Annotated in this window: 23 protein-coding genes; 16 read left to right on the forward strand and 7 right to left on the reverse strand. The window is 62.5% G+C overall.

The genetic code is table 11. The features are described from left to right. Positions 1–30: 30 nt before the first annotated feature. The 3 genes from ACX4ZE_RS19280 to ACX4ZE_RS19290 are packed head-to-tail and all read right to left on the reverse strand — an operon-like array spanning position 31 to position 2,830. Positions 31–1,572, reverse strand: coding sequence for an AMP-binding protein (locus ACX4ZE_RS19280; RefSeq protein WP_480274861.1), 1,542 nt, complete (start codon positions 1,570–1,572; stop codon positions 31–33). Further along, complete coding sequence (locus tag ACX4ZE_RS19285) at positions 1,569–1,811, reverse strand: hypothetical protein (RefSeq protein ID WP_480274862.1); 243 nt, start codon at positions 1,809–1,811, stop codon at positions 1,569–1,571. Before ACX4ZE_RS19285 ends, ACX4ZE_RS19280 begins: the two co-directional genes overlap by 4 nt. After that, positions 1,808–2,830, reverse strand: coding sequence for a ketoacyl-ACP synthase III family protein (locus tag ACX4ZE_RS19290; protein WP_480274863.1), 1,023 nt, complete (start codon positions 2,828–2,830; stop codon positions 1,808–1,810). The genes ACX4ZE_RS19285 and ACX4ZE_RS19290 overlap by 4 nt, the downstream gene beginning before the upstream one ends. Positions 2,831–3,037: 207 nt before the next feature. Here ACX4ZE_RS19290 and ACX4ZE_RS19295 point away from each other — a divergent pair, with 207 nt between their 5' ends. The 14 genes from ACX4ZE_RS19295 (at position 3,038) to ACX4ZE_RS19360 (ending at position 17,854) form a co-directional block, all read left to right on the forward strand. Next, on the forward strand, positions 3,038–3,280 hold the full coding sequence (locus ACX4ZE_RS19295) for an acyl carrier protein (protein WP_480274864.1): 243 nt from the start codon (positions 3,038–3,040) through the stop codon (positions 3,278–3,280). After that, positions 3,277–4,671, forward strand: coding sequence for an aminotransferase class III-fold pyridoxal phosphate-dependent enzyme (locus ACX4ZE_RS19300; protein WP_480274865.1), 1,395 nt, complete (start codon positions 3,277–3,279; stop codon positions 4,669–4,671). The genes ACX4ZE_RS19295 and ACX4ZE_RS19300 overlap by 4 nt, the downstream gene beginning before the upstream one ends. After that, complete coding sequence (locus ACX4ZE_RS19305; protein ID WP_480274866.1) at positions 4,668–5,102, forward strand: acyl-CoA thioesterase; 435 nt, start codon at positions 4,668–4,670, stop codon at positions 5,100–5,102. The genes ACX4ZE_RS19300 and ACX4ZE_RS19305 overlap by 4 nt, the downstream gene beginning before the upstream one ends. Beyond that, entirely contained in the window at positions 5,095–5,631 is a 537-nt protein-coding gene (locus ACX4ZE_RS19310; protein ID WP_480274867.1) for a 3-hydroxyacyl-ACP dehydratase FabZ family protein, read from the forward strand. Before ACX4ZE_RS19305 ends, ACX4ZE_RS19310 begins: the two co-directional genes overlap by 8 nt. After that, complete coding sequence (locus ACX4ZE_RS19315) at positions 5,625–6,752, forward strand: beta-ketoacyl synthase N-terminal-like domain-containing protein (protein ID WP_480274868.1); 1,128 nt, start codon at positions 5,625–5,627, stop codon at positions 6,750–6,752. Before ACX4ZE_RS19310 ends, ACX4ZE_RS19315 begins: the two co-directional genes overlap by 7 nt. Beyond that, positions 6,749–7,234 (forward strand): hypothetical protein, encoded by a 486-nt coding sequence (locus tag ACX4ZE_RS19320; protein WP_480274869.1) that lies wholly within the window; start codon positions 6,749–6,751, stop codon positions 7,232–7,234. The genes ACX4ZE_RS19315 and ACX4ZE_RS19320 overlap by 4 nt, the downstream gene beginning before the upstream one ends. Further along, positions 7,189–8,559: a class I adenylate-forming enzyme family protein gene (locus tag ACX4ZE_RS19325; RefSeq protein WP_480274870.1), complete on the forward strand. Its 1,371-nt coding sequence runs from the start codon at positions 7,189–7,191 to the stop codon at positions 8,557–8,559. Before ACX4ZE_RS19320 ends, ACX4ZE_RS19325 begins: the two co-directional genes overlap by 46 nt. 84 nt (positions 8,560–8,643) lie before the next feature. Beyond that, positions 8,644–9,708, forward strand: a complete 1,065-nt coding sequence (locus ACX4ZE_RS19330; RefSeq protein WP_480274871.1) for a VOC family protein — start codon at positions 8,644–8,646, stop codon at positions 9,706–9,708. Position 9,709: 1 nt separating this feature from the next. Next, on the forward strand, positions 9,710–10,921 hold the full coding sequence (locus tag ACX4ZE_RS19335) for a cytochrome P450 (protein ID WP_480274872.1): 1,212 nt from the start codon (positions 9,710–9,712) through the stop codon (positions 10,919–10,921). Then, on the forward strand, positions 10,918–12,615 hold the full coding sequence (locus ACX4ZE_RS19340; protein ID WP_480274873.1) for a non-ribosomal peptide synthetase: 1,698 nt from the start codon (positions 10,918–10,920) through the stop codon (positions 12,613–12,615). Before ACX4ZE_RS19335 ends, ACX4ZE_RS19340 begins: the two co-directional genes overlap by 4 nt. Further along, positions 12,615–14,000 (forward strand): condensation domain-containing protein, encoded by a 1,386-nt coding sequence (locus ACX4ZE_RS19345; protein WP_480274874.1) that lies wholly within the window; start codon positions 12,615–12,617, stop codon positions 13,998–14,000. The genes ACX4ZE_RS19340 and ACX4ZE_RS19345 overlap by 1 nt, the downstream gene beginning before the upstream one ends. 46 nt (positions 14,001–14,046) lie before the next feature. Further along, positions 14,047–15,237: an acyl-CoA dehydrogenase family protein gene (locus tag ACX4ZE_RS19350; protein WP_480274875.1), complete on the forward strand. Its 1,191-nt coding sequence runs from the start codon at positions 14,047–14,049 to the stop codon at positions 15,235–15,237. 30 nt (positions 15,238–15,267) lie between these two features. Next, complete coding sequence (locus ACX4ZE_RS19355) at positions 15,268–16,632, forward strand: NAD(P)/FAD-dependent oxidoreductase (protein WP_480274876.1); 1,365 nt, start codon at positions 15,268–15,270, stop codon at positions 16,630–16,632. Continuing rightward, complete coding sequence (locus tag ACX4ZE_RS19360) at positions 16,625–17,854, forward strand: epoxide hydrolase family protein (protein ID WP_480274877.1); 1,230 nt, start codon at positions 16,625–16,627, stop codon at positions 17,852–17,854. The genes ACX4ZE_RS19355 and ACX4ZE_RS19360 overlap by 8 nt, the downstream gene beginning before the upstream one ends. Positions 17,855–18,268: 414 nt before the next feature. Here ACX4ZE_RS19360 and ACX4ZE_RS19365 read toward each other — a convergent pair whose 3' ends face one another. The 3 genes from ACX4ZE_RS19365 to ACX4ZE_RS19375 are packed head-to-tail and all read right to left on the reverse strand — an operon-like array spanning position 18,269 to position 20,962. Continuing rightward, positions 18,269–18,772 carry a DUF2505 domain-containing protein gene (locus ACX4ZE_RS19365; RefSeq protein WP_480274878.1) on the reverse strand — a complete coding sequence of 168 codons (504 nt, stop codon included), beginning with the start codon at positions 18,770–18,772 and terminating at the stop codon, positions 18,269–18,271. 31 nt (positions 18,773–18,803) lie between these two features. Beyond that, positions 18,804–20,414, reverse strand: a complete 1,611-nt coding sequence (locus ACX4ZE_RS19370) for a GMC family oxidoreductase N-terminal domain-containing protein (RefSeq protein ID WP_480274879.1) — start codon at positions 20,412–20,414, stop codon at positions 18,804–18,806. Then, entirely contained in the window at positions 20,411–20,962 is a 552-nt protein-coding gene (locus ACX4ZE_RS19375) for a DUF5987 family protein (protein WP_480274880.1), read from the reverse strand. The genes ACX4ZE_RS19370 and ACX4ZE_RS19375 overlap by 4 nt, the downstream gene beginning before the upstream one ends. A 256-nt stretch (positions 20,963–21,218) precedes the next feature. Between ACX4ZE_RS19375 and ACX4ZE_RS19380 the strand changes: the two genes are divergently transcribed. Together ACX4ZE_RS19380 and ACX4ZE_RS19385 are read left to right on the forward strand one after the other, a co-directional pair. Then, complete coding sequence (locus ACX4ZE_RS19380; protein WP_480274881.1) at positions 21,219–22,052, forward strand: maleylpyruvate isomerase family mycothiol-dependent enzyme; 834 nt, start codon at positions 21,219–21,221, stop codon at positions 22,050–22,052. A 761-nt stretch (positions 22,053–22,813) separates the two neighbouring features. Then, positions 22,814–23,065 (forward strand): hypothetical protein, encoded by a 252-nt coding sequence (locus ACX4ZE_RS19385; RefSeq protein WP_480274882.1) that lies wholly within the window; start codon positions 22,814–22,816, stop codon positions 23,063–23,065. Positions 23,066–23,156: 91 nt separating this feature from the next. On the opposite strand, the gene ACX4ZE_RS19390 is transcribed toward ACX4ZE_RS19385, so the two are convergent. Further along, positions 23,157–23,342, reverse strand: coding sequence for a transposase (locus tag ACX4ZE_RS19390; protein WP_480274883.1), 186 nt, complete (start codon positions 23,340–23,342; stop codon positions 23,157–23,159). Positions 23,343–23,355: the final 13 nt, after the last annotated feature.

Below are 23,355 nucleotides of genomic sequence, written 5' to 3' on the forward strand. Positions count from 1 at the left end.
GACCGGACCACAGGGCAACGGACTGCCGGTTCAGTCTCTGGCTTGCTCCCGTAGCCGCCACCGGTCGACCTTTCCGTTCACATTCTGCGGAAGGACTGCCAGGCGTTGAGTTCGTGCCGGAACCATATGGTCTGGGAGACGCGCACGCAGGTGCGTGAGTAGCGCGTCGTCCTGAACATTCCCTACGACGAATGCGGTCAACTCGGTTCCCTCACCCACCCTATGGGCTATGACAGCCACGTCGTCTACTCCGGCGCAAGTTCGGGCGCAGTGCTCGATCTCCTGTGGCTCCACGCGGTGGCCGTCGATCTTGACTTGGTCGTCTGTCCGTCCAACGACATACAGCAGAGCACGGCCGTGCTCGTCCGAGCGCTCCTCCACCAGGTCGCCGGTGCGGTACCAGTCCGAATTCTCGGGCTGGTCGACAGCCTCCCACCCCTCGCGAGTGCTGCCCCGGACGAAGGCGCCGTGGTCATCGCGCGATGCGATGTACCCGGCGAATCGCTGCGCGCCACGCACAACCAACTCACCGCGGTTCGCGGCTTCATCCACCGGTATGAGCGAATGGTCGATCGCCGGATGGGGGCGACCGACAGGGAGGACTCCGCGCTGGTCTACCAGCCAGTCAGCGGGGTCACGTGGAGCAATGTAATCGAAGCAAGTGCAGGTGAGTTCGGTTGGTCCGTACACGTTCGCAAGCCTGCTGGCAGAAGCCGCTTCCATCCAGCGCCGCGTCTGGTCGTATCGCAGCAATTCACCCCCGAACAGGCTCCACCGCAGGCCGTCCATCGCCCCTGGCTTCAGGTCGCCTAGCAGATCAGCCATAGTTATCGATTGGGGAGTGGAGAACCAGTGTGTGATGCGAGCCTCTGCGACGAACGAGGCAGGCATCACCAGTACCTCATGCCCGGGATCCACCAAGGCGCCACCAGCGGACCACGCCAGCCACATATTGAAAACTGAGAGATCCCAAGCGATATCAGCTGTCTGAGCAACACGCATCGGCTCGGTTGTCGCATAAGTGCGGACGACATGGGGAAGCCAGCTCCGCAAGTTGTCGTCGGTGATGGGAACGCCTTTGGGCGTTCCCGTCGAACCGGAGGTGAAAATGGCGTAGGCCTCGTTGCGGGGATTGTCGGTTCTCGTGGTCGGGTAGGCCAGGTCAGCGCCTTCCGTCGAGGGATCAACTTGTTCGAGAATCAGTCCTGCGCAACGAATGCTCAACTCATGAGCAAGCCCGACATGGTGTTCAGTGTGCAGCAGTATGCCGACCTCGGCATCTTGCAATGCCGCAGCCAATCGAGAGGCAGTCATCGATGGGTTGAGCGGCACGATGGAGCACCCCAGACGCACCATCGCCCAATACGCGACGTACGTTTCCAGGGTGCGGCTGGTCAGCACACCCACGCGGGTCGGCATGCCCAGGTCGTGGACGATCCTCTGTCCGAGGGCTCCCGCGCGGTCCCACATTTCCCGATAGGTAAGGTCCTCCCCCGCAACAGAAACCGCAGCCGCACCAGGCACGCGGTCCACTGAACGTTGCAGAACATTCCTCAAGAACCGGCCGCTCATCGGTCGTGCCCGTTCGTAACGACACCGAAGACCTCGGACGCGGTTGCTGCCGCGAACACTGCCGTCACATCGAGATCGGTGTCCGGATGTAGCTCGCACAGGGCGGCCATGAGCCGGACTCGGTGCATGGAGCGCCAACGCACCTCCTGATCGAAATCGGAATGCAAACCAGCTGCGTTCACAGGCAATTCGAGACGTTCGACAACCTCGATGAATTCATCCTTGGTCGGCCCGCTCATGCCTCGGTCTCCATGACGGTTACGACGACTGAAGTGAAGGTGAAGCCCGTTCCCGAGCCGTTGATCACAACGTGGTCACCCGGGGTCAACTGCCCCTCGATATGGTTGAGCGCCGCGAATTGGTCACCTGCACCGAGATGTCCAACCGTCCGCCCCCACTCCCAGGTCGATCGTTCGACTGCGACTCCTGCGGCGGTTCGCGCGTCCCAGTCGGTGAGGGTGAGACCCATATTCGGAAAGATCCATGCGGTGACTTGGTCGGTGGCTACGCCCGCCTCGGACAGCGCAGTGTCGATCGTGGACCGTTCAGTGGCTCGAATCCGGGAGACGAGATCGATCATCGCCTCAGGGCCGTGCTCTTCGACGTAGGTTGCGACGCGACCCGCGACGTCGATCGGCCAACCGGATTGTCCGGCATGGCGCACCCAGCTCGCGCCCGCTCGCTGCAATGGCTCGTGCGTGGTGTCGCTTGCCGAGACGATCGAGCGGATCTGTAGTCGCTGAGGCCGATTCGACAGCACCAACGCAGTGCCGGCATCGCCATACAGCGTGCCGGGAGTGCCATAGCGGGCATACATCGGTGGAGCGAATACATCGCTCGTAGCCAGGAGCGCATACGCGGGATCGGTCCGCGCGGCAATGAACGCGGCACCTAATTCGAGCGATGCCAACGCGCCGTTGGACGCCTGCCGTACCTCTGAGGGGACCCCATCGCCCTTGAGTAGCCGGTGGTGCAAGTAGGCGGCGCTTGCAAAGTCGTCCAGGCCCTGGAAGCCCACGCACGCATGTAGTAGCAGGTCTGCGTGAGCTCCGAGCGCTGCGCGGTCCAGCGCCTGCTCCGCGGCGCCTACCGCCAGTTCAATTGCCGGGACATCCTCGCAGATCGACACCGATACATAGCCATCGTCCTCGGCGAGGTCGATCGGGTACTCCCCGGCCGTCACTGCCTCATCGACCGACCGCAACTCACCTAAAACAGTACCGGTTCCAGCGATGTAGATATTTTCCAGTCGCACCATGGCTCCTATCGCCCATTCGATCTACTTCCTCACCGTCGCGAGTCGCCACGCTCCTGCCTTCTCCTGACGTGCGCAGCAGCACGGCAACCCAGAGCAAAGTGGACGAACAACGGATGACGAAGGAGCACAAGGCACGCGCAGAGATGAACAGAAGCCTGCGCGCGCGCGATCGTGATGGTCCCTGTTCTCGAACCAGAGGTGTGACACATGAGTATCGAGGATCAAATCCGATCCATCATCGATGACGACATGATGACGGAATCCGACGCAATGTCCATCAAGGACAGCGACAGTCTTCGTTCCGACCACGGCATGGACTCCCTGGGATTCGTCGAATTACGGGTCCAGTGCGAGAACAAGTTCGGCATCCGTATCAGTGATGACGACTTCACCCCGGAGAACTTCCGTTCTGTCAGCACAATCGCCGAGCTCGTACGAACCCGCCAATGATGGCGAAACGACGTCCCGAAGGGCGGACCACCGACGCACAACGTCTGGCCGACGGCATGGATCTTCATCTCGACCACTACGGCGGCAGGCAGCTCGATCTCGCGATCATAGGCGGTGATGGCATCTGGGCCGATGCCGTTGTCACCGCAGGCGCTCGACGTGGTGAGCTGATACGCGCTATGGACGCCAGCGGCACCTACGCCAGCGCTTGTCTAGGAGCCGCACATCCTGTGGTTGCGGACGCCCTGGCCACCGGACTGGCTGCCGGGCAGGCTACCGACGAAATCGGTGCCGCCGAGCGCTCGGAGTTCCTCCTGGATCTGCTCGGCCCCAATGGGCTGCTCGCTGATCACTTCCCATACGGCGACTATGTTGCGAGCGGCCGTAGCTCGGGGTCGGAGGGGCTGGAGCTCGCGCTGCGACTCGTGCTGGAATCTCGGGTCGACATGTCCACCGGTCGGGCCGGTCCGCGTGCAGGCCGGGACACTGTGCTCGCTTTCGAGGGCGCATGGCACGGTTGGACGGGGGGCCTGCTTCCATTACTGAATCGCCGTCATTACCGACGCGGGCTGCCGACACCGGATACGACGGCGGCTTCAGGGCTGAACGTGCGACACATCCCTTTCGGCGACGAAGACGCGCTGCATGCGTTCGTTGACGAGCACAGTGACCGCTTACTGGCGACCGTGATCGAGCCCGTCCAAGGCGATGCGGGCATCCTCGAACCTCCCGACGGATATCTGCGCGAGGTCGCTGACCTCACCGCGCGTGCCGGGGGCCTGCTCGTCGCCGACGAAGTACTGACCTTCGCCAAAACGGGTGCGCTGCTAGCCATGCGCGACTCCCGCGGACCCGTGCCCACCGACGTGACAGTTGTGGGCAAGAGCATCGGAATGGGAGCTATCCCCTTCTCTGTGGTGATTGCACGTCGCGAGCTGCGTATCCGCACATCAGGCGCAGTGTCCACCAATGACCTACGTCCGCTCGCGTGCAGCGTAGCCAGATACGGGTTGCGCCACATCCATGACACCGGACTACTCGCGTCCTCTGCGGAACGTGGCAACGAACTGATCTGCCGAATGAATCATGAGCTGGTCGAACAGCGGGGCCATCTCTTCCGGGAAGTGCGCGGGACCGGGGCGCTGCTCGGCGTAGAGATGACCGAGCTCGGATCCGAGCGAATCCCCGCACTGCGCCGCTCGCTCGCGGAACACGGCGTACTGGTCGAGTTCATGGCAGGCGCCGGACGCCGCTCCCGGAATCACCGCTACGTGTTTCCCACATTACGTATCGTCCCGCCCCTGACGATCACCTCCGATGAGTCGGCGGAGCTGGTCGACCGGCTGACACGAGGCATCGATGCTTTCGAGGCAGCGGGAGCCTCCACATGAGTCTGGGTTCGCTGCGCCATGTGATCGAGCACGTCGACACCGACGCGCAGGGTGTTGTTCACTTCACGAGGTATCTTTCCTTGTTCGAAACCGTAGCTCTGCGCGGTCTCGATAAGCATGCCGCGGACTCGGTGAACTGGATAGGGGCCCATCAAGATCTGGCCATTGCCACCGTCTCGGCGGTGTACCGTTCCCCGGCACGGTACGCCGAACTGCTCGAAATCACGGCAGAGGTCGAGCGGGTCACTGGAGCGCGCATCGTAGTCCACGCGAGGGCCACTACCCACGAGGGAAGGGTAGAAATCGCCACTGGCATGCTGACGTTCTGCCTCGTCGATCGCGAAGGCCGTGCTCAGCCCATTCCCGCAGAACTGCGGTCGAGTCTCGTGAGCGGACCACCAATCATTTCGCAGGAGAACAACCATGTCTGATGTGTCGACAAGCATCTCCGCCGCACCTACCGAGGATCCCACCGGCCATCGAGTGGCTCACCGTACCGACAGCATGCTCGGCTTCAGCCAGATCAAGGATCTACTGCGGCATCGTCACCCTATGCTCTACCTCGACCGGGTAACGAGGCACGTCCCGGGAGAATCACTTACTGGACTTTTGGCCGTGTCCGGGAACATGGACGCGATCGCCGGTCATTTCCCAGAGCGGGCGGTGTTTCCGGGCACCCATCTCGCGCAGGCATTCTCCCAAGCAGGCATCGTGCTCTACTTGCTGAGTTCCCGCCCGCTCCGGGACGACGAGATGACCCTTATCGGTGCATTGAATTCGCGTTTCACCGCTCCGGTTGTCCCAGGGGATGTGGTCCAGTTCGATCTCCGTGTGCGGCGACTGCTAGACGACACGATGCTCTTCGGCGCCCGAGCTCATGTCGAGCAGCGTACTGTCGCGTTCTTCCGTGGAACATTGAGTCGGGTGTCGCTCGATCGTATGGGCGAGCAACTGTGGTGACACCGGTCGCGATTACCGGCTATGCCTGGTCGACCCCTCTCGGGACCGGGATCGACGAGGTGTGGAGTGCCCTGATCCAGGGCAAAGGGGGCCTCGGACCAGTACCGAGTCCACACCAGCTGCGTAATTCCGACGCAGGGTTGGCCGCAGGGTTAGACTACACCCGGACCAGTCCGGCAGACCGGCTCACATATCTGACTCGGCACGGTCTCTCGGCTGTGCTGAAGAACGCCGGACTTGACGCCGCGGTGTCGACGAAGCAGTGGGCGGTGGTCCTCGGCACAAGTTTCGGCGCATCCCTCGACACTGAGCAGGAATTGTTCGCGTGGGCCGAACAGTCTTGCATCGAGCTCGGATTACCGGCACCAGTCGTGCTATCCACCACCTGTTCGAGCGGAGTAGACGCGATCTCCTTCGGTCGCGACCTAGTTTTGGCCGGTCTCGTCGACGTATGCCTGTGCGGTGGCGTCGATGTACTCACAGAGGCCAAGCGGCTGGGGCATTCCTTACTCGGGACGATGTCACCGCGTACTGTCCGCTCATTCGACACCAGTGCCGACGGCATGCTGATCAGTGAAGGATACGGATTGGTTGTCCTGGAGTCCGATCACCATCTCCGAGCCCGTGGCGGTGCGGTTCTCGGCGAGGTAATCGGCTGCGGCTCGAGTAACGACGCCGTCGGCCTCACCGAACTCGACTCCTCTGGATCACATGTGGCCAGAGCGATCGGAATCGCGCTTCGGGAGGCGGGCGCCGAACCATCGGATATCGCCGTAGTAAGCGCTCATGCCACCGGAACCAGTATCAACGACCATGCGGAGGCGAATGCGCTCGACCTTGCTTTCGGTGACATCGAGCAGGGTCCGATGGTGGCCGCTACCAAAGGCGCGCTGGGGCACAGTCTCGGTGCCACCGGAGCTGTCGAGATGATCGTCACCTTGCAGATGCTTCGTACTCGACAGGTCCCTCCGGTGCTCGGTCTGCGAGAACCTCGATCCGAGCTCCGGCTGCGTGTCTGCGCGACGGCTCAGACCATCGAGCCAGGCGACAACATCGGGGTCACCGTGAGTCTCGGTTTCGGTGGCTTCAACACCTGCGTCGTAGTGAGGGCCACATCATGACTGAAGGGCGATGCCGCCGACACGTGTTCGATCTCGTCGAGAACCCGATGAAACCACCTCGCGGGCGGCTCAAGGCCGACCCCATTGCGTGGATGGTCAGTCATGCTGTGGGCGAACGGATTGCCGAGGAGCCTGTCCCTTCCGAGGCGGGGCCGACCGGTTTGGTGGTGGTGTCTCGTATCGGTCCGGTCATGACCCTGGCGCAGGTGCGGGTCCACATCGACACGGGTCGATTATCGCCGAGGCTATTCGCCGCAGCCTCACCCGGCACGCTCGCAGCGGTGGCCTGCATCGTGCACGGTCTACACGGACCGTCGCTGGTGCTCACCTCTCTGGGCGATCACGGCATGGACATGCTCGGTCCAGTAGTCACTCGCTGGCTGTCGTCGGGCTGCGGGCGCGTCGTCATCGCCTGCCATGAGCAGACCTCGCCTGATTGCCACATAGTGACAACGACAATCCGGCCGAATGGGGCGTCGTGATCGACCATAGCCACCTGCTCCGGTTTCTCGGCACGGCCGTCGATGCGGGTGACAGTGAAGCAAGCGCGCTGGCATCATTCGAACAGACTGCGGCCGTCCTGAGGAAGGCGTCATTCCAGGCAGGAGATGCTGTCTTACTGGCATCGACGCATGGTCTCGGCACCGTCGGCGCATTCTTCGCCATACTCGACGCCGGCCTGGTGCCGGTTCCTCATGGTCCAGGACGCGGCGATCGGCTTCTTTCAGCCGCTTCCACACTGCACTGCTGTGCTGTGCTCATGTTGTCGGGCACAGGGTTACGTCCGAAAATCGACCTGCGCTTCGTCCCGGCGCAGAACAATGAACAGCGGCCATACCGTCCTGGTGAGGTCGTACTGCTGACCTCAGGAACATCCGGCATTGCCACCGGATGTGTGCACGACATCGATTCGCTGCTCACCAACGGACTCCGGCATCTCCGTTCGCTCGGTATCGGTACTGGGCACCGGACGTTGGTGAACTTGCCCCTCTACTTCTCCTTCGCTCTTGTCGCTCAAGTGCTTGCCGCCTTCCAGAGTGACGGCTCGATAGTGTTGGCACCACCACCTTTCACACCAACCAATTTCGATGCGACCGTGTCGCGCTACGAGATCGACATCGCCGCGCTGACCCCGTGGCTGGTTCACGACCTATTGTCCACTGAATGGCAGTCCCCGAGCTCGCTGCGAACACTTTCTGTCGGTGGCGCCCAGTTGCCACTCGAAGAGGTCCGTCGACTCCGTGACCGGTGCAACACCACAAGTCTCGCGATAACCTACGGCTTGACCGAGGCAGGCCCGCGGGTCTCGACTCTGCTCACCGACAACATCGACGATGCCCGGCTCGCCTCCGTCGGGCTGCCGATCGAGGGTGTAAAGGTGGTTTCCCCAACGGTTCCAGGTGAAGTCCGGGAATTGATCGTCCACACAGACACTGCGACGAAACGGCGCGTCGGCGCCGTCCGGCGAAACCGACATCAAGACCAGCGCGGAACGGTCCGCACGGGCGATATGTTCTCAGCCGACGAAGACGGCTATTTATTCTTCCACGAGCGCCATCGCGACATCATCGTGCACCGTGGGAGCAAACTCAACCTGCGCTCGGTACGGCAACTTGTCGAGGAGTCGCCGCTGGTTGTCTATAGCCGCACCAGACCGACACGCGAGGGCTACGCCCTCGATCTGTTCGCCCAACCCACCGCGGACGCTTCCGATAGTGAGATCAGCCGGAGCGCCTTGCGCCGCCTCGCGCTGCGGGAGCGCCCCACACAGATCACGATTTCGCGGGCTGAACGGCCACACAAGTAGCGCAGCCACAGGTGTCCAGTGGTTGCTCAGGATAGGGCAGCAACGCATGAGAGAAGGTGAAGACGGGGTCGAAGTCCGAGCACCATGGCAGTCAAAGCCGCTGATGCGGACAAATTGACGACGAACGAGGCAGGTATGTCCGACCCCACACTCGAGCTGTCTCATATCCGATTCTTCGCAGAAGACGCTGAGGAATCAGCCCGCACATTAGAGCGAGAGTCGGGGCTTCGCCGGATCGATTCAGGCCCCTGGGCTGTGCGGGCTGCTGAGCGGACAGTCTGGCTGCGAGCAGGCAATGCAGTGGGTGTCGTAATCGAACCTCGGCGCGAGCCCCGCGCTGCTGCTTATCTGGCCCGCCATGGCTTCGGCGTCGCCGATATCGCGCTCGAGACCCCTGATGTCGGTGCGGCTTATGCCGCGCTGGTCGAGCGAGGGGTCGAGGGGGTCGAGGAGCCCAGCTCGGTCGCCGGGCAATTGCAGGCTGTCGTCGCGGGCTTCGGCGACATCACTCACACTCTGGTGGAGCCGGTGGAGCATGATGCCGTACTCAGCCCGGACCGAAATCCTGTGGGAGTTCAGGAGATCGACCACTTCGCTTTCCTGGTACCGGGAGGCCAGCTCGAGCCCACCGTGGAGTATTACACCCTCGGATTCGGTTTCGAGCGGGTCTTCTCCGAACGCACAGAGGTGGGTGGCCAGGCAATGAACTCCTGGGTGGTCACCAGTGCCGGGCACAGTCTTACGCTGACGATCCTCGAGCCCGACCTCACTCTCAACCCAGGACCAGTCGACCATTTCCTCAAGAACCACGTCGGCGCTGGGGTCCAGCATGTGGCCTACCGCGTGGAAGACATCGTTCACGCTGTCGAGACCCTCATCGACGGCGGTATCAAGTTCCTCGATACCCCGGACGCCTACTACGACCGGCTGCCGGACCGGGTGCCCGGCCTCGACCGCGATCTAGAGGATCTACGTCGGCTCGGAATTCTTGCCGACCAAGATCACGGCGGCCATCTCTACCAGATTTTCGCCCACTCACAGCACCCACAACGGACTTCCTTCGCTGAGATCATCGAGCGCCGTGGTGCCGAGCTATTCGGCAAGGGCAATATCGCCGCGCTATACGATGCCATCCGACGGGCCGTCTGACGTGACAACTACCGACTGGCTCTCCCGGCTCGGCATGCCCCAATCTCTGGACCAGCGTGACAAACCACAACACTGGCGCCGTCTTCGCGACGCAGGCGCTGCTCACTGGGCGCCGCCGACTGACGGCCGACCGGGGTTCTGGGTAGTACCACGGTACGCGGATGTGCAGGCACTCGCCTCCGATCGACGACTGATATCCAGTCGAGGAAACATGCTGCTGTCGCTGCGGGAGGGGGGAGATCCGGCGGGCGGTCGTCTGATGGCCGTCATGGACCCGCCGGACCATACTGGTCTCCGCAGGATCATGGGCGGCCCATATTTTCGGACCTTCCTCAACGCGCTCCCGCCGCGCATCGAACACGCTGCCACGCTCTATCTCGACGAACTCTTGGACCACGCCGCACAGAACGACGGTGTCGTCGACATCGCACCGCTACTCAGCGAAAAGCTGCCTATCACAGTGGTATGCGACCTCATCGGCATTCCGCAGGCAGACCGCGCGTGGCTGCTCGCGCGCAGCAAGGACGCGCTCAGCGCTGATGAAGCCGATACCGATCCTGTGTCCGGGCAAATCGCGCGAATCGAGGTCGTCGAGTACTTCAACAACCTCGCCCAGATACCTCAGCCCGGAACTCTTCTCGAGATACTCGCCAGCTCTACCTCAACTGAAATGGACAGAGAGCGCATCGCGCTGAACTGCTACGGGCTTCTCCTCGCTGGCGACGAGACGACCAGACTCACCCTGAACTCGGCATTCTCGTTACTCGCTCGCAACCCGCTGTCCTTGGAGGCACTAATTCGCCGAAGTGTCAGCCTCGACGAGGCGAGCGAGGAAATCCTGCGTGTCACCTCGCCCGTCGCTCACATCGCTCGAACCGCTTCTGCGGACATACAACTCGACAATGTGGTCATTCGCGCCGGCGACATCGTCACCAGCTGGATAGTATCAGCGAATCATGACGACCGGGTCTTCGACGACCCGGAAACGCTGCGGTTGAACCGTGGCGGACATCATCTGGCCTTCGGGCACGGCCCGCATTACTGTTTCGGATCTCATCTGGCCGGACTGCAGGTCCGGGCTGTTCTGCGGCTTCTGCGGATGCGAGTCGCCTGGCTCGAACCAGCAGGCAACCCTCGTCCGATCTACTCCTCGTTCTTGCGCGGCTACGCCAACATGCCGGTCGCCCTCAAACCCACGCAGGTAACAACATGACATTCACCCTAATGAACCGTATCAACGGCCATCTGAGAACGCGTGGGTCGGAACCAGCCATCGAGTCGTTGGATACCGACGGCGAAGCAATCACCGTCACCTATGACGACCTGGCTCGGCTGACTGAACGCGCTGACCGCGCACTGACCGAGGTCGGCGTGAAAACTGGTGACCCGGTGAAGGTCGCTATGCGACGCACCCCCGAGCTCATAGCAGTTCTCCTCGCAATCTGGCGTGCGGGCGCCTATTACGTGCCGATCCCTGCCGACACCTCCACGCGGGCACGTCAAATCGCCGAGATGTACCCGAGGGCAGTCACCGTAACGAACGCATCGAGCGGAGAAACACCACGCGTCATCGCGCCGGATAACCACTTCGCAGAAGCCGAATTCGATCAGCAGACCACAGTCGATCCATTTCTGGCCTACGTAATGTTCACCTCCGGTTCCACCGGAACACCCAAGGGCGTCGCGATCCCGCGGGACGCGGTCGAACGACTGGTGCTCGACCAGACCTGGGATGACGGGCACCACCACCGTCTTGGCATGGTCGCACCCCACGCATTCCAGCTGAGCACCTATGAAATATGGGTGCCACTCGCACGTGGCGGGACGATCGTGATGGCACCAGACGGTCCGCTGGATTACAGCGTGCTCGCCGCACTCGCGCAGCGGCTCCAGGGGCAGTCATTACACCTGACCGCCGGCCTCTTCCGCGCCGTCGCCGCGGACCGTCCTTCGCTGCTCACCGGTATCAGCGAGGTGGCGACCGGCGGTGACGTAGTCTCGCCTGCTGCCATCCGCGCCGTCCTGGAGCATTGTCCAGGAACCACGGTCAGGCCGATCTATGGCTGCACCGAGGGTGTACTGTTCTCGACCACTCAAAGCTACTCCAACGTTACTGATGTCGGCTTTCTCGCCTTGGGCGGACATGCTTTCGCCGGCGCGACCATCACGGTCGTCGACGCAGAACTGCGCGAACTACCAGCGGGCGAAGTCGGCGAGATATGTATCGGTGGCGAACGTCTTGCAGCCCGGTACCTGGACCAACCCGAACTCACGCGCGAGCGATTCGTCCGTCGCCCCACAGAACCGTTCGATCGCATCTACCGCACCGGAGACATCGGCCGAATAGATAGCCGAGGTGAGTTAGTGCTGCTCGGCCGGGCCGACCGTCAGGTGAAGATCCGTGGTTTTCGAGTCGAACTCGCGGAAGTGGAATACGCACTGTCGAGCCTGGTCGGGGTTCGCGACGTCGCAGTCAAAGCACTCGACCCCGCAACCGATCACACCCGTTTGATAGCCGCGGTCACCGGAACTGTGGAATCTCCGTCTGCCCTGCGCCGCATGGCAAAAACCATATTGCCCGACTACATGATTCCCGAGGAAGTAAAGGTGATGCCGAGTCTTCCACTCACCCCCAACGGCAAGGTGGACTGGTCCGAGATCGCCGAATCGGTCGTGCCGCGTCTCGTCGACGAGTCGGAGGTCTGCCGACTGTTCGGCAAATTCCTTCACACCGACACTGTCACACCCCACGACAACTTCTTCGATCTCGGCGGGCAATCCATCGCCGCTATGCGTCTGGCTGCCGCACTCTCCGAGCGCACCGGTGTCGAACTGTCAGCACGTCAGATCTTCGACGCACCCTCACCACGGCAACTCTGCGCCGTGATCGACTTCAGGAGACCCTGATGACAGATCCGATCACCACCCGCGGTCTCACCGCCAACCAGCAATTCATCTGCGCCTATGACGACGGCGACGACGGTCCGTTCGGTCCCTATTACACAATCACCCACGGCTGGTGGGTATGCGGCGAGGTGAGTGTCGAAGCGGTACAGCGCGCTCTCGACTCGCTCCCACGCCGTCACGAGGTATTGAATACCGTCATCCGACGCGCCAGTGGAACTACGGTGGGCGAGGCGCGCCAAGAGATCTACCCCGCGCGTTCGGTGCCGCTCTGTGTTGTGCAGGAAACCGGCGATGTCGATCGGGACAGGAGCACAACTGAGCACCTCGCGCACGCTCGAAACAGCCCATTGCCGGCTACCGAGCTGCCTCTGATGCGAGCGACCCTGGTCGTTTTCGACTCCGAAACCCGTTTGCTGATAATCACCTTCCATCACCTGGCTGTCGACGGCGTCGCGGTCCGGGTACTTGTGCGTGAACTTGCCGAACTCTTGGCGCGTGAGCAAGGCTATATCTCGGAGCCACTGCCTGAGCCCGTCCCCTACCGCGACTACGCCACATGGGAAGAGAAGTTTCTCAGCTCGGGCAACGCCGAGCGGCATCGCGAGCACTGGCGCCGCGCTCTGGACGGTGCACGCATCCAGACCTGGCCCACCGATGTTCCTCGCGGTAGCAGTCGAGTCAAAACAACCGGCACCTGCCGCTTCACGATCGATGCGGAAACCACTGCCAGACTCCACAAAACGGCCCGGACACACAACGCGACGCTGTTCATGGTCTGCTTCGCGGCCTACGCGCTACTGTGCGCCGACGAGGGACAGCCCGAGGTTACCGTGCCGACCTTCTCGCCTGGTCGCCCTCCTGGTTTCGAGGAGACCATCGGTCCCTTCTTCAACTTCACCCCATTACGGATCGACTTGCGCGGAGGCCGTACCCTCACCGAAGCGATCGAGCAGGTCCGCGGTGCGGCGCTCGAGGCAGGCGAGAACGATATTCCGGCAATCCCGGCGCTGGTGCCCGAGACCATGATGCCCGCGATGCAATCGGACCGGGCAACAGCGGTGTTCCAGGTTTTCCCTTTCCCCCACTTGCTCGACCACACCCGCGTCGGCGGCCTCGAGTTCACTGAGGTACGTCGCTGGGCTACTGAAAGTGCAAACGAATTGGGCAGTTCGGACGACCAGGGTGCACAGATTCCCGACGGATGCCTCTGGACTCTCTCGCTCGACCCGAGCATGCCCGATATCTCCGGCACTCTCGACTACCGCCGTGATCTTTTCGACCCCGCGACCGCTCGTGGACTGGCACGCCGGTATGTCGATCTGCTCGAGCAGACGACCGCCGCACCTGATGTTCCTGTCGAGCAGCTGACGCTCGAAGACGCTTGAGCCGCACCTACGAAGACACCCAGAACCGACCTCAGAGGAGCCTGCCTTGGACACCACTCCGGTTGACCACCCGACTGCCGTCACCGACTTGGGACAGATCGCCGCGGATCTGCTGCCGATCCTTCGGAACTTTGCTCAGGAGGGTGACGAAGCCCGACGTATGCCACAGCCCGTCTTCGACGCGCTCTCGGAGTCCGGGCTGCCGAAACTGCGGATCCCCATCGCACTCGGCGGTATGGAGGCGGACAACCGCACAACCTACGAGGTCGTACGCGCTGTCTCACGGGGCGACGGCGCGGCGGGCTGGACCCTCGCGGTGTGGGCAGTCAGCTCGTGGATGGCAGGCTTGTTCCCGGACACGGTGCAGAAGACCATCTTCGAAACGCCCAGCTGTCGCGTGGCAGGCATTCTGTCGCCTGGTGGCGTGGCCGTTCCTACCGACGACGGGTACATCCTCAACGGGCGTTGGTCGTTCAACACCGGAGCTGCCCAAAGTCACTGGAACACTCTGGCAGCGGTCATCCAGGAAGAGCACTCCGAGCCCATCCCGGTCATGGTTGCTGTCCGGATAGACGACCTCGTCGTAGACGACGACTGGCATACCTCGGGAATGCGCGGCTCCGGCAGTGTCACAGTGGTCGCGAACGGCATCCGGGTGCCCCATGCGCATGTGCTCCCCATGGGGCCTGCGATCGCAGGCGCCCCCCCGAGCAACAGCAACGCGACTGTGCCCATGTACCGGACGCCATTCATGGTGATGGCAGGCATCACGGTGGGCGCGGTAGCAGTCGGCCTCGCCGAGGCCGCGATCGACACATTCCTCGAGCGGCTGCCTGGCCGTGGCATCACCTACACCGACCATGCCGACCAGAGTCAGGCCGGTGTAACCCACATCCAAGTCGGCGCTGCGTCCCGGCTGATGGAAGAAGCACGTCTCCACGTCTCCCATGCCGCACAGTTCAGCGACGAAAAGAGTGCCTCCGAGGCGTCCTGGACCGTTGAAGAGCGGGTTCGGATGCGGCTGCACCTCGGCGGAGCTACTCGTCGTGCCCGTGAAGCCGTCGATCTGCTCGCGAGCATCAGTGGCGGGTCCTCGACCTACCTGCACGTGCCGATCCAGCGGATTCAACGCGATATGCACACCCTCGCGCTGCACGCGGTAATGAATCCCGAAACCAATGACGAGCTCTACGGACGAGTTGCCTGCGGCATGGCTCCACACACGCTCTACATCTGAGAATGCATGAGCCAACCGAAAAGGAAACCAATGCAACGAGACCACGCCGTCGTGGTAGGCGCCGGACTCGCAGGCCTGCTGACCGCTCGAGTCCTCAGCGACCACTTCACAGATGTCGTCGTGGTGGACCGCGACCGACTGCCCGGGCAGGCAGAGCCACGGCCAGGTGTCGCCCAAAGTCGCCACGCCCATGGCCTGGTTGCTCGTGGCCAGGAAATCTTTGAAACGCTGTTTCCTGGGATCTCCGGAGAACTGCGACAACACGGAGTTGTGCCAGGAGACTTCAACTCCGACATCAACTGGTACTTCGGTGGACAACTCTTCGCACCGGGAAAGTCCGGCCTGACCTCGATACCCGCTACACGGCCCACACTCGAGTTCGAGGTGCGGCGGCGAGTCACTGATCTGCCCAATGTCACTGTTCGTGACCAGACGGAGGTCGCGACTCTACAGACCCGGCACAAGCAGGTCACGGGTCTCGAACTGTACAACTTGCGGACCAAGACCGCAGAGAAAGTCGAGACCGACTTCGTCGTGGATTGCTCAGGACGCGGCGGCAGGTTGGCGAAGTGGATGTCCGCGCATGATATGACCCCACCTGACGAGGAGACCGTCGAGATCGGACTTGCCTACACCAGTGCTCGGTTCGCCGTCCCAGAGGATCCTTTCGGCGACAAGATCGCCACCATCCTCGCCAACTCGCCCGAGGCGCCCCGCGGCTGCTTCTTCTACCGTTCCCCGCAGAGGGACAACGAGGTCGAGGTCTCACTCACCGGCATGCTGGGCGACCACGCTCCGACGGACCTTCCTGGCTTCATGGAGTTCGCGCGGTCCCTGCCCGTGCCATCGATTCACAAGGCTCTGCAGGACGCCGAGGTAGTCGACCCACCCGCAAAGCTGACCTACCCGGCCAGCAGATGGCGCCACTACGAGTCCTGTCCGGAACTCTTCGACAATCTGGTCCCGCTCGGTGACGCGATTTGCAGCCTCAATCCGATCTACGCCCAGGGGATGACGGTCGCGGCGCTCCAGGCACTCGAGTTGGATCGACTGCTCGCAGTGCCGCGCTTCTCGGCGCGGACCTATCATCGAGCCTGCGCTCGCATCATCGGACAAGCATGGTCGGTATCGGCAGGTGCGGATCTGGCCTACCCGAAGGCCAAAGGTCGACGCACAGTACTCGTCAGGTTCGCCAACGCCTACATCAGCAGGCTGCACGTGGCCGCAACCGTTGACCCCGTGCTCTCGAATGCTTTCTTCCAGGTCGCCGGCTTGATGCGGTCTCCGGCCACGCTATTTCACCCCCACGTAGTCGCCAGGGTCCTCTGGGGCAGTCTGCGCGCCGACCGCACTCGATCCCGCATCCCAACCAGGAGCAACCGTGTCCATGCGTGAGTTCACAGTCCACATCGCCGACGAGGAGATCCACGAGGTCCGTCACCGTCTGCGCACCGCACGTTGGCCATATCTCGTTGGCGCAGATGACAATTGGGATCGGGGTATGTCTGCCGAAGCCGTGCGGGGAGCAGCACGGTACTGGGCAGAAGAATTCGATTGGCGCGAGACCGAGAACACCATCAACTCGTTCCCGCAACTCATGGTCCCCGTCAATGGAACCGAGGTGCACGTCGTCCACCTACCGTCGCCGCGAACGGATGCCGTCCCGCTCGTGCTGGTGCACGGTTGGCCGAGTAGCTTCATGGAGTTTCTCCCGATCGCACGCGAACTCGCCCAGCCCACCGACCCGTCAGCGCAGGCGTTTCACGTGGTCGTACCATCCATCCCTGGCTACGGATTCTCCCCGCACCCCGGTACCCCCGGTTGGGATACACGTCGTGTGGCACAGGCGTTCGTCGAGGTGATGGCTGCGCTGAACTATCACCACTATCTCGTACACGGAGGCGACTGGGGGAGCCCGATCGCGCTGCGGATGGCCGAGGCCGCCCCTGGCGATGTCAGGGGGGTGCACCTGTCCATGCTTGCCACCTTCCCTCCGGATGGGCCCGCGAGCGTGGCCGCGCTCAGCCCTGACGACCAAGCGAAGGTGAATTTCGCTTTGGAATTCGAACAAGTGGCTTCGGGCTGGCGCAAGATTCAGTCCACCCGACCCCACACCCTCTCCTACGGACTCCGCGACTCCCCGGTCGGTCAGCTTGCCTGGATCTGCGAGAAGTTTCACGAGTGGAGCGCACCAGGACTAGTGCTCGACCAATGCAGAGTGCCGCTCGAGTTCCAGGTCGCGACCGCGGCGCTCTACTGGTTCACCGGCACCGCGAGCACCAGTGCCGAACTCTACTTCGAATCGAACCGAACAGACGCGGACTTCGTCGCCACCTGGGGCGGACCGTGGGCAGTATCGGCTCCTGTCAGCGTGCTCGAGCTCGGGCAGGACGTCGTCCGGCCGGTGCGAGAATGGGCCGATCCCCTGCTTCCGACACTGCGATCGTGGCGAGTCCTTCCAAACGTCGGCCACTTCCCCGCTCTAGAGGCCCCCGACGCCCTTGTAACCGAGTTGCAGATATTTGCCACTGAGACATCTCCAGCGGTAGCCGGCGACACGCGTGGGCACACCACGACACCGGCTTCCCGCGGAAAGTCGCGGCAACAAGCCATCTGAATATTTGCTGTGGCACTTATCCCCGACTAGTCGAAATGCCGGGCAGGTAACGGATATGACAGGTCGGGGCACCACCGGTCTCCTCGAATGCGAGGATACGCGCTGTCGGTGCGTCGAATACGCACCGACAGCAGCCACACTTCACCGAAACTGCTTCGGCGCCGCTGATGTGCTGGGCTGCTGAAGTTCTCGCCAGCTCATCGGGGGTTGCGGGGAAACGCGCGGAGCGAGTTCATCTCGTTCCTCGACTATGAACGTCGGGATCCGCCAGGTGATCTGTTCGACCGATGCTACTTGGACCCCGGACCCGATAGGGAAGGGAAGGACGTGGTGGGGCAATGCGGTGGAACCTGCTCCGAACTCCTTCGCTCCCCAGGATCGGTCGGTCCGGCGAGTGTTGGTGACTGCGGCCGGTCAGCCTGCGCGGGTCCCGGTGAGTGTCCGCTCCAGTATTTCGTACTCGATTTCGATTGTCTCCAGCACTGAAGATACTGCGGACTCAGTGATCTTGGAGCGGAAGAACGGTACGGTCGCCTCGAGATCGCCGGTCCACTGGAGCTGACTGCCACCATCGACGACAGTCAGGGACGCAGAACCGCGGAGCTTGATCGGTGCTCCGTCTATGTCGAGCAAGAACTCCGCGACACGTGAGCCGTCCGGCCTCTGCGCATCCCACCGTTCGGTCTCCACCACTGTTATCGAAGGCTTCACCAGTGTCCTCACGAACTCGGGCATTCGGGTGGTAGCGAGGCGGCGGCGGGTGACAACCTCGATCCGGTCGCCATCGTGGTGTGTGGCCATGCGGTAGTCGAGCGCGCCGAGAGCCTCGGCTTTGGCTGCCTGGGTGGCAGGGGCGACCAGCGCGGCGTGCACTTCGGCGGGCTCCGCGCTGAAAGTGCGTGCGGTTTCAACGTACATGTGGACTTCCTGGTCTGTCGTCGATAGTGGATCAGCGGGGCAAGGTGCCTCGATAGCTGACGTGAGCACCGCGGTCTTGAAGGCGGCGCACAACATAGGGCGCCGCACGCTCGGCCAGAGCCGCGATAGTGTTGGACGGGTTGACCGTGAGGGCGGTCGGCACCGCCGATCCGTCGACAACGAAGATCCCTTTGTGACCACGTAATTCGTGAGTCGGGTCCAGTGCGCTTATCGTAGGGTCGTCACCGATCCGGCATGACGCCAATGGGTGCACGGTATAAGCGCCGACAAGATCGTTCGTCCATGGAGTAACGGTGCCGAACCCAGGTTTCTCGACAACCTTGGATACCAGTTCGTCGGCCTCCGCCCAGGCCGCGAGGGTGCTCGCGCGCGGCCGGTACCGCAGAGTCCCTCGGCCTAGCAATTGCTGGCTGAGCCGCACTGCGTTTCCGGTAGGCGGCGGGGCGCCGAACACGCCCTCGTTGTCATCTTCGATCAATTGGAACAGCATCAGCCACGATTGCCAGTCGCCCAGCATTTTCTTCTTCTCGAGCCCGAACCAAGCGGGTCCGCCTGGTTCGGGCTCGGACGCCTGAGCGAGAATCGTGCCGAGCCCGGGCGGAAAATAGAGCTGCTCGACAGAGAATCGAGTGAACTCGGCTCGGCTTGCGTCGAGGTGGTCCCAGGTCGAGACCACCGGGCCGCGGCCGACCTGGAACGAGCGGTACGCCGAGCCGTTGCCTGCCTCCAGCCCGAACTCTTCGTGGAGCCGGGAATCGTCGAGAAGCGCGACATTGATCCGCTCTCCATTACCGGAGAAATACTTGCCGACAGCATGTGGCAGCGTGCCGCCGAGCTGCTCGCGTGAACGCTGCAGGATGACAGGGGTTGCGCCTGCCCCCGCGGCGATTACCACAATCTTGCATCGGATGCTGCCATGGCCAGTGTGTTCGCGGTAGTCGACCGGATGCACCAAGCGGTACTCGACGAGATATTCGTCGTCCGCGGTGCGAGTAATCGTCTGTACCTCGTGCAGCGGCCTGATCTCAGCGCCCGCTGCCTCGGCTGCGGGGATGTAGTTGAGCAACATGGATTGTTTGGCGTCCTCGCGACAGCCAGACATCATCCAGTTGCAATTCGTGCAGCGCGAGGTATCGACAGCCGAGGGCAACGGATTGGCGGTGTAACCGGCGTGGTCGCACATCCGTGCCCACATGCCCCCTGGGTAGCTCACGTCATTCCAGTCGTGCCGGGTAACCGGTAATGCCTGTGCTACGCGGTCATACCATGGGTCGAGCGAGGCGCGGTCGATCGCAGTCGGCCAGAGCGGCCGGTTGAGCGAGCCCCGGCGGTCGAAGATGAAGTGGGGCGCTCGCGGCATAGCGGCGAAGTACACGACGCTACCTCCGCCCACGCAATTACCTGCCAGCACACTCATGCCATCGCCCGCGGTGAAATCGAAGAGCTGCGTACTCGAGCTGCCGAACTGGAAGCTCTGCTGGAACTCCTCGCCCTCCAGGCGTGGCCCGCGTTCGAGCACAACAACACTCGCACCGGCCTCGGCGAGATGGAAGGAAGTGATGGCGCCGCCGAAGCCGGATCCGATAACAACCGCGTCGACAGTGTCTTCGTGAACGCTCACGGCATATTTCCGTTCTCATCGGTATCGGGATGGAGTCGAGCCATAGGCTGTCGGTAACTCGCTCGGTCGAAGCCCCAATGTCCGTTCTCGTCCGGCCGAGCGAACCCGAGGGCGAGTAGTCCTGGATGCTTCTCGGCAATCGCAGTGGCGGTATCACGGTGCGGTGCCGAGTCATAAGCCATATAGGAGAAAAGGGCGAGCAGGAACCAGAAGTCGCGCAGAGGTGCGCCCGGCGCGCTGAGATCGGCTACCAATCCCCTCCGTGCTGGATAGTCGAGATCGGCGAAAGGGAGATCCTCGTCCACCACTGCTCCGATTTCGGCCGCTCGCTCACGCGCGTGGTCGTTGAGCAGGTGGGCCATCTCGGCGATGCCGTCTTCGATGCCGGTCGCGGGGTCCTGCAGGACGATCAGAGCACCTGCCTCTACCGCGCCCGGCAGGGGCGAGACGCCCGCTATCGCACGGTCCTGCTTATGCCGCTTACGACCAGGGAGCACGGTGTCAGCGAACGCCTCCAGCGTAGTGGTCTCTATGGCAGTGAGCGCCACGATTGTCCCCTCTGATCGGTTGGACGGTCAGGCTCGAGTGTCTGTGTCGACATCCAAAACGTTAAGCACTCTGCTCATCAGGACGTCTTGTCCTGTGCGCTGCCGGGCCACTGGATGGTCGATATGCCCCCGCAGGGTGTGGCCTGTCCGTTTGGTTCGAGTGTGGTGGCGGGAACCTGACATCAATTTGTCCGACCCCTGACGCACCCGGCCTGGTAGACAATGCGTGCATCGACCCGACCGATCGAGGAGAGATATGCCGGCATCCAACTCGGCGGAGAACGCCCCTATCGCCGCTCTTCGGTTCGAAGCCGAGACCGTGACCGCGCTGCTCACCGATCTCGGCGGCGAAGAATGGGACACCCCAACACCTGCGACAGGCTGGACAGTCCGACACCAGGTCGCGCACCTGATCAGCGTCTATCGCCTCGCCACGAAGGCAGCAACGGATCCGGAAGGCTTTCGTTCGCTGCTCGCCCAGCTCAGCGGGAATTTCAACCGCGATGTAGCCGCTTCGATGAAACCACTGCTCGCTAAGGACCAGGTCGAGCTCACTGCGACGTGGGAGCAAGTCGCTGCCGAGGCCGTCGCTGCCCTTGATTCGCTGCCCGGCGACCGCATGCTGCCCTGGCTGGTCAATGATATTCCAGCCGCTGTGCTAGCCATGGCCGGGACCACGGAGGCCTTTGCCCATGGCCAGGATATCCGCGACACCTTCGGGACCCTGCGCACGCCGAACGATCACGTACGCGCGATCTGTGAGTTCGCCTACCATACTCGCGAATTCGGCTGGCTCGGTCGAGGAGAACAACCGCCCGCTGAACTCGGCCTCCGCTTCGAACTGAACTCGCCGAGCGGTCAGCGCTGGACGATCGGTGATCCCAAGGGCGACGACGTCGTCACCGGCGACGCGTGGGACCTCGCTCTACTCGTCACCCGCCGACGCCACCCCGAAGACCTCGCACTGAGTGGTGGGACAGAGCTGGCACGACGGTGGATGTCCGTTGCACAGGCGTACCGCGGCCCTGCCGGAGAAGACCGACAGCCTGGGCAGTTCGTCGGCCGGGCTGTCGTGGGCGGAGCGCCCTGAGTAGGGTTCCGGTAGAACTCGCCGAGAATCCAAAGTTGTTCGACATGCGCACTGATCAGGATCGAAATCTCGGTGCGGGGCAGGTTTCGCATCGGATGCGAGTCGCCAACTGCGGGCATCTGGTTACAGTCGTTCGAGAGTCATTCTCAGCGCCGATGCGTTTTCGCAGGTTGAACCTGAGTCACATGACACGTACGCGGCAACATCAATCCTTCGGTGATTGGCGATTCACCGCCACCTGACCGGGAACACGTCCATATCCGTTGTTTTCTCGGCGAGTTCTACAGGAACCTCGGATCGGCCAGCATACGGACGCTGCGGTTTCCAGTGCTTCCCGAAGTCGAGCGGCAGCTAGTTGGCATCTAGCTCCCACTCATCCTCATCAGCCTGCATGGACACGCAGTCTGTCCCAAGGCACTCTAAAAATGAGGTACGACACGCGAGCAAAGCCTAATCCGGTAGTTCACGGGGTTCCCGGCGTTCTGTGCCAACCTTTTCGACCTTGATGAAGTAGGAAAACCGAACCTAATAGCAGCTTGTTACTTCGTTTCTGGTGCTTGGCAGTCATTTGGTTCAGTGGTGATGCTCCTTGCTCCAGTGTTCTCCGGAGTTGATCCGGACCGTGATTCCTAGTGGACCGCGGCAGCGGCCGAAATCGCCGAAGCCCTGGCGACGCTGCGCGCCGCAGCCGCGCATGCCCAGTACGAGGCCGCGACCGCCGCCAATCTCGCCATGCTCGGTCGCAGTGCAGGGGCCGCACGATGACCGTGCTGGATGTGTCAGTGCCGGTCTACTACGCCACCGCCATCAAGCTGGCCGATGCCGCGGCCGAGTTCTGGGCTGCGGTGGATGCCGAATGGTCTGAGCTGGCCGAGTCCCATGCCATGGCAGGCTCCTACAACGAGGCGAGAGAGTGGGCCGAGTCCTACGACACCAGCGCTGAGACAATTCTGACCACAGCGCGCAAGTTAGTGCTTCGTTCCTCAAAGGGTATACATAAACCGGCGGCGTAGGGTGCGTGGTTTGGGTGGCGGGCGGCCCCACACCCAGGGACGGGCGCGGGTATTGAGCTGGACGGTAGCGATCCGGGTGGCGTAGGTGATCTCATCGGGATCGGCGAAAGACACTCCAGCGAGGGGCGAGCTTACGGAACAGACGCCACCAACCCTCCTGCATGTTCAGCCAGCAGGCACGTTTGGGGATGAACACATGCCGGATTCTGCGGTGGCCGGTGAGCCATGCACGGGTACTTCTGCTGTCATGGCTGGAAAGGTTGTCGGTGACGACCACGATCTGCCCGTGT

The organism is Nocardia sp. TBRC8007 (genome assembly GCF_056629435.1).

Coding starts and splice junctions, on each gene's coding strand:
- ACX4ZE_RS19280 (WP_480274861.1), bottom strand. CDS start 1,572: ATGAGCGGCCGGTTCTTGAGGAATGTTCTGCAACGTTCAGTGGACCGC.
- ACX4ZE_RS19285 (WP_480274862.1), bottom strand. CDS start 1,811: ATGAGCGGGCCGACCAAGGATGAATTCATCGAGGTTGTCGAACGTCTC.
- ACX4ZE_RS19290 (WP_480274863.1), bottom strand. CDS start 2,830: ATGGTGCGACTGGAAAATATCTACATCGCTGGAACCGGTACTGTTTTA.
- ACX4ZE_RS19295 (WP_480274864.1), top strand. CDS start 3,038: ATGAGTATCGAGGATCAAATCCGATCCATCATCGATGACGACATGATG.
- ACX4ZE_RS19300 (WP_480274865.1), top strand. CDS start 3,277: ATGATGGCGAAACGACGTCCCGAAGGGCGGACCACCGACGCACAACGT.
- ACX4ZE_RS19305 (WP_480274866.1), top strand. CDS start 4,668: ATGAGTCTGGGTTCGCTGCGCCATGTGATCGAGCACGTCGACACCGAC.
- ACX4ZE_RS19310 (WP_480274867.1), top strand. CDS start 5,095: ATGTCTGATGTGTCGACAAGCATCTCCGCCGCACCTACCGAGGATCCC.
- ACX4ZE_RS19320 (WP_480274869.1), top strand. CDS start 6,749: ATGACTGAAGGGCGATGCCGCCGACACGTGTTCGATCTCGTCGAGAAC.
- ACX4ZE_RS19330 (WP_480274871.1), top strand. CDS start 8,644: ATGGCAGTCAAAGCCGCTGATGCGGACAAATTGACGACGAACGAGGCA.
- ACX4ZE_RS19340 (WP_480274873.1), top strand. CDS start 10,918: ATGACATTCACCCTAATGAACCGTATCAACGGCCATCTGAGAACGCGT.
- ACX4ZE_RS19345 (WP_480274874.1), top strand. CDS start 12,615: ATGACAGATCCGATCACCACCCGCGGTCTCACCGCCAACCAGCAATTC.
- ACX4ZE_RS19355 (WP_480274876.1), top strand. CDS start 15,268: ATGCAACGAGACCACGCCGTCGTGGTAGGCGCCGGACTCGCAGGCCTG.
- ACX4ZE_RS19360 (WP_480274877.1), top strand. CDS start 16,625: ATGCGTGAGTTCACAGTCCACATCGCCGACGAGGAGATCCACGAGGTC.
- ACX4ZE_RS19365 (WP_480274878.1), bottom strand. CDS start 18,772: ATGTACGTTGAAACCGCACGCACTTTCAGCGCGGAGCCCGCCGAAGTG.
- ACX4ZE_RS19380 (WP_480274881.1), top strand. CDS start 21,219: ATGCCGGCATCCAACTCGGCGGAGAACGCCCCTATCGCCGCTCTTCGG.
- ACX4ZE_RS19385 (WP_480274882.1), top strand. CDS start 22,814: ATGACCGTGCTGGATGTGTCAGTGCCGGTCTACTACGCCACCGCCATC.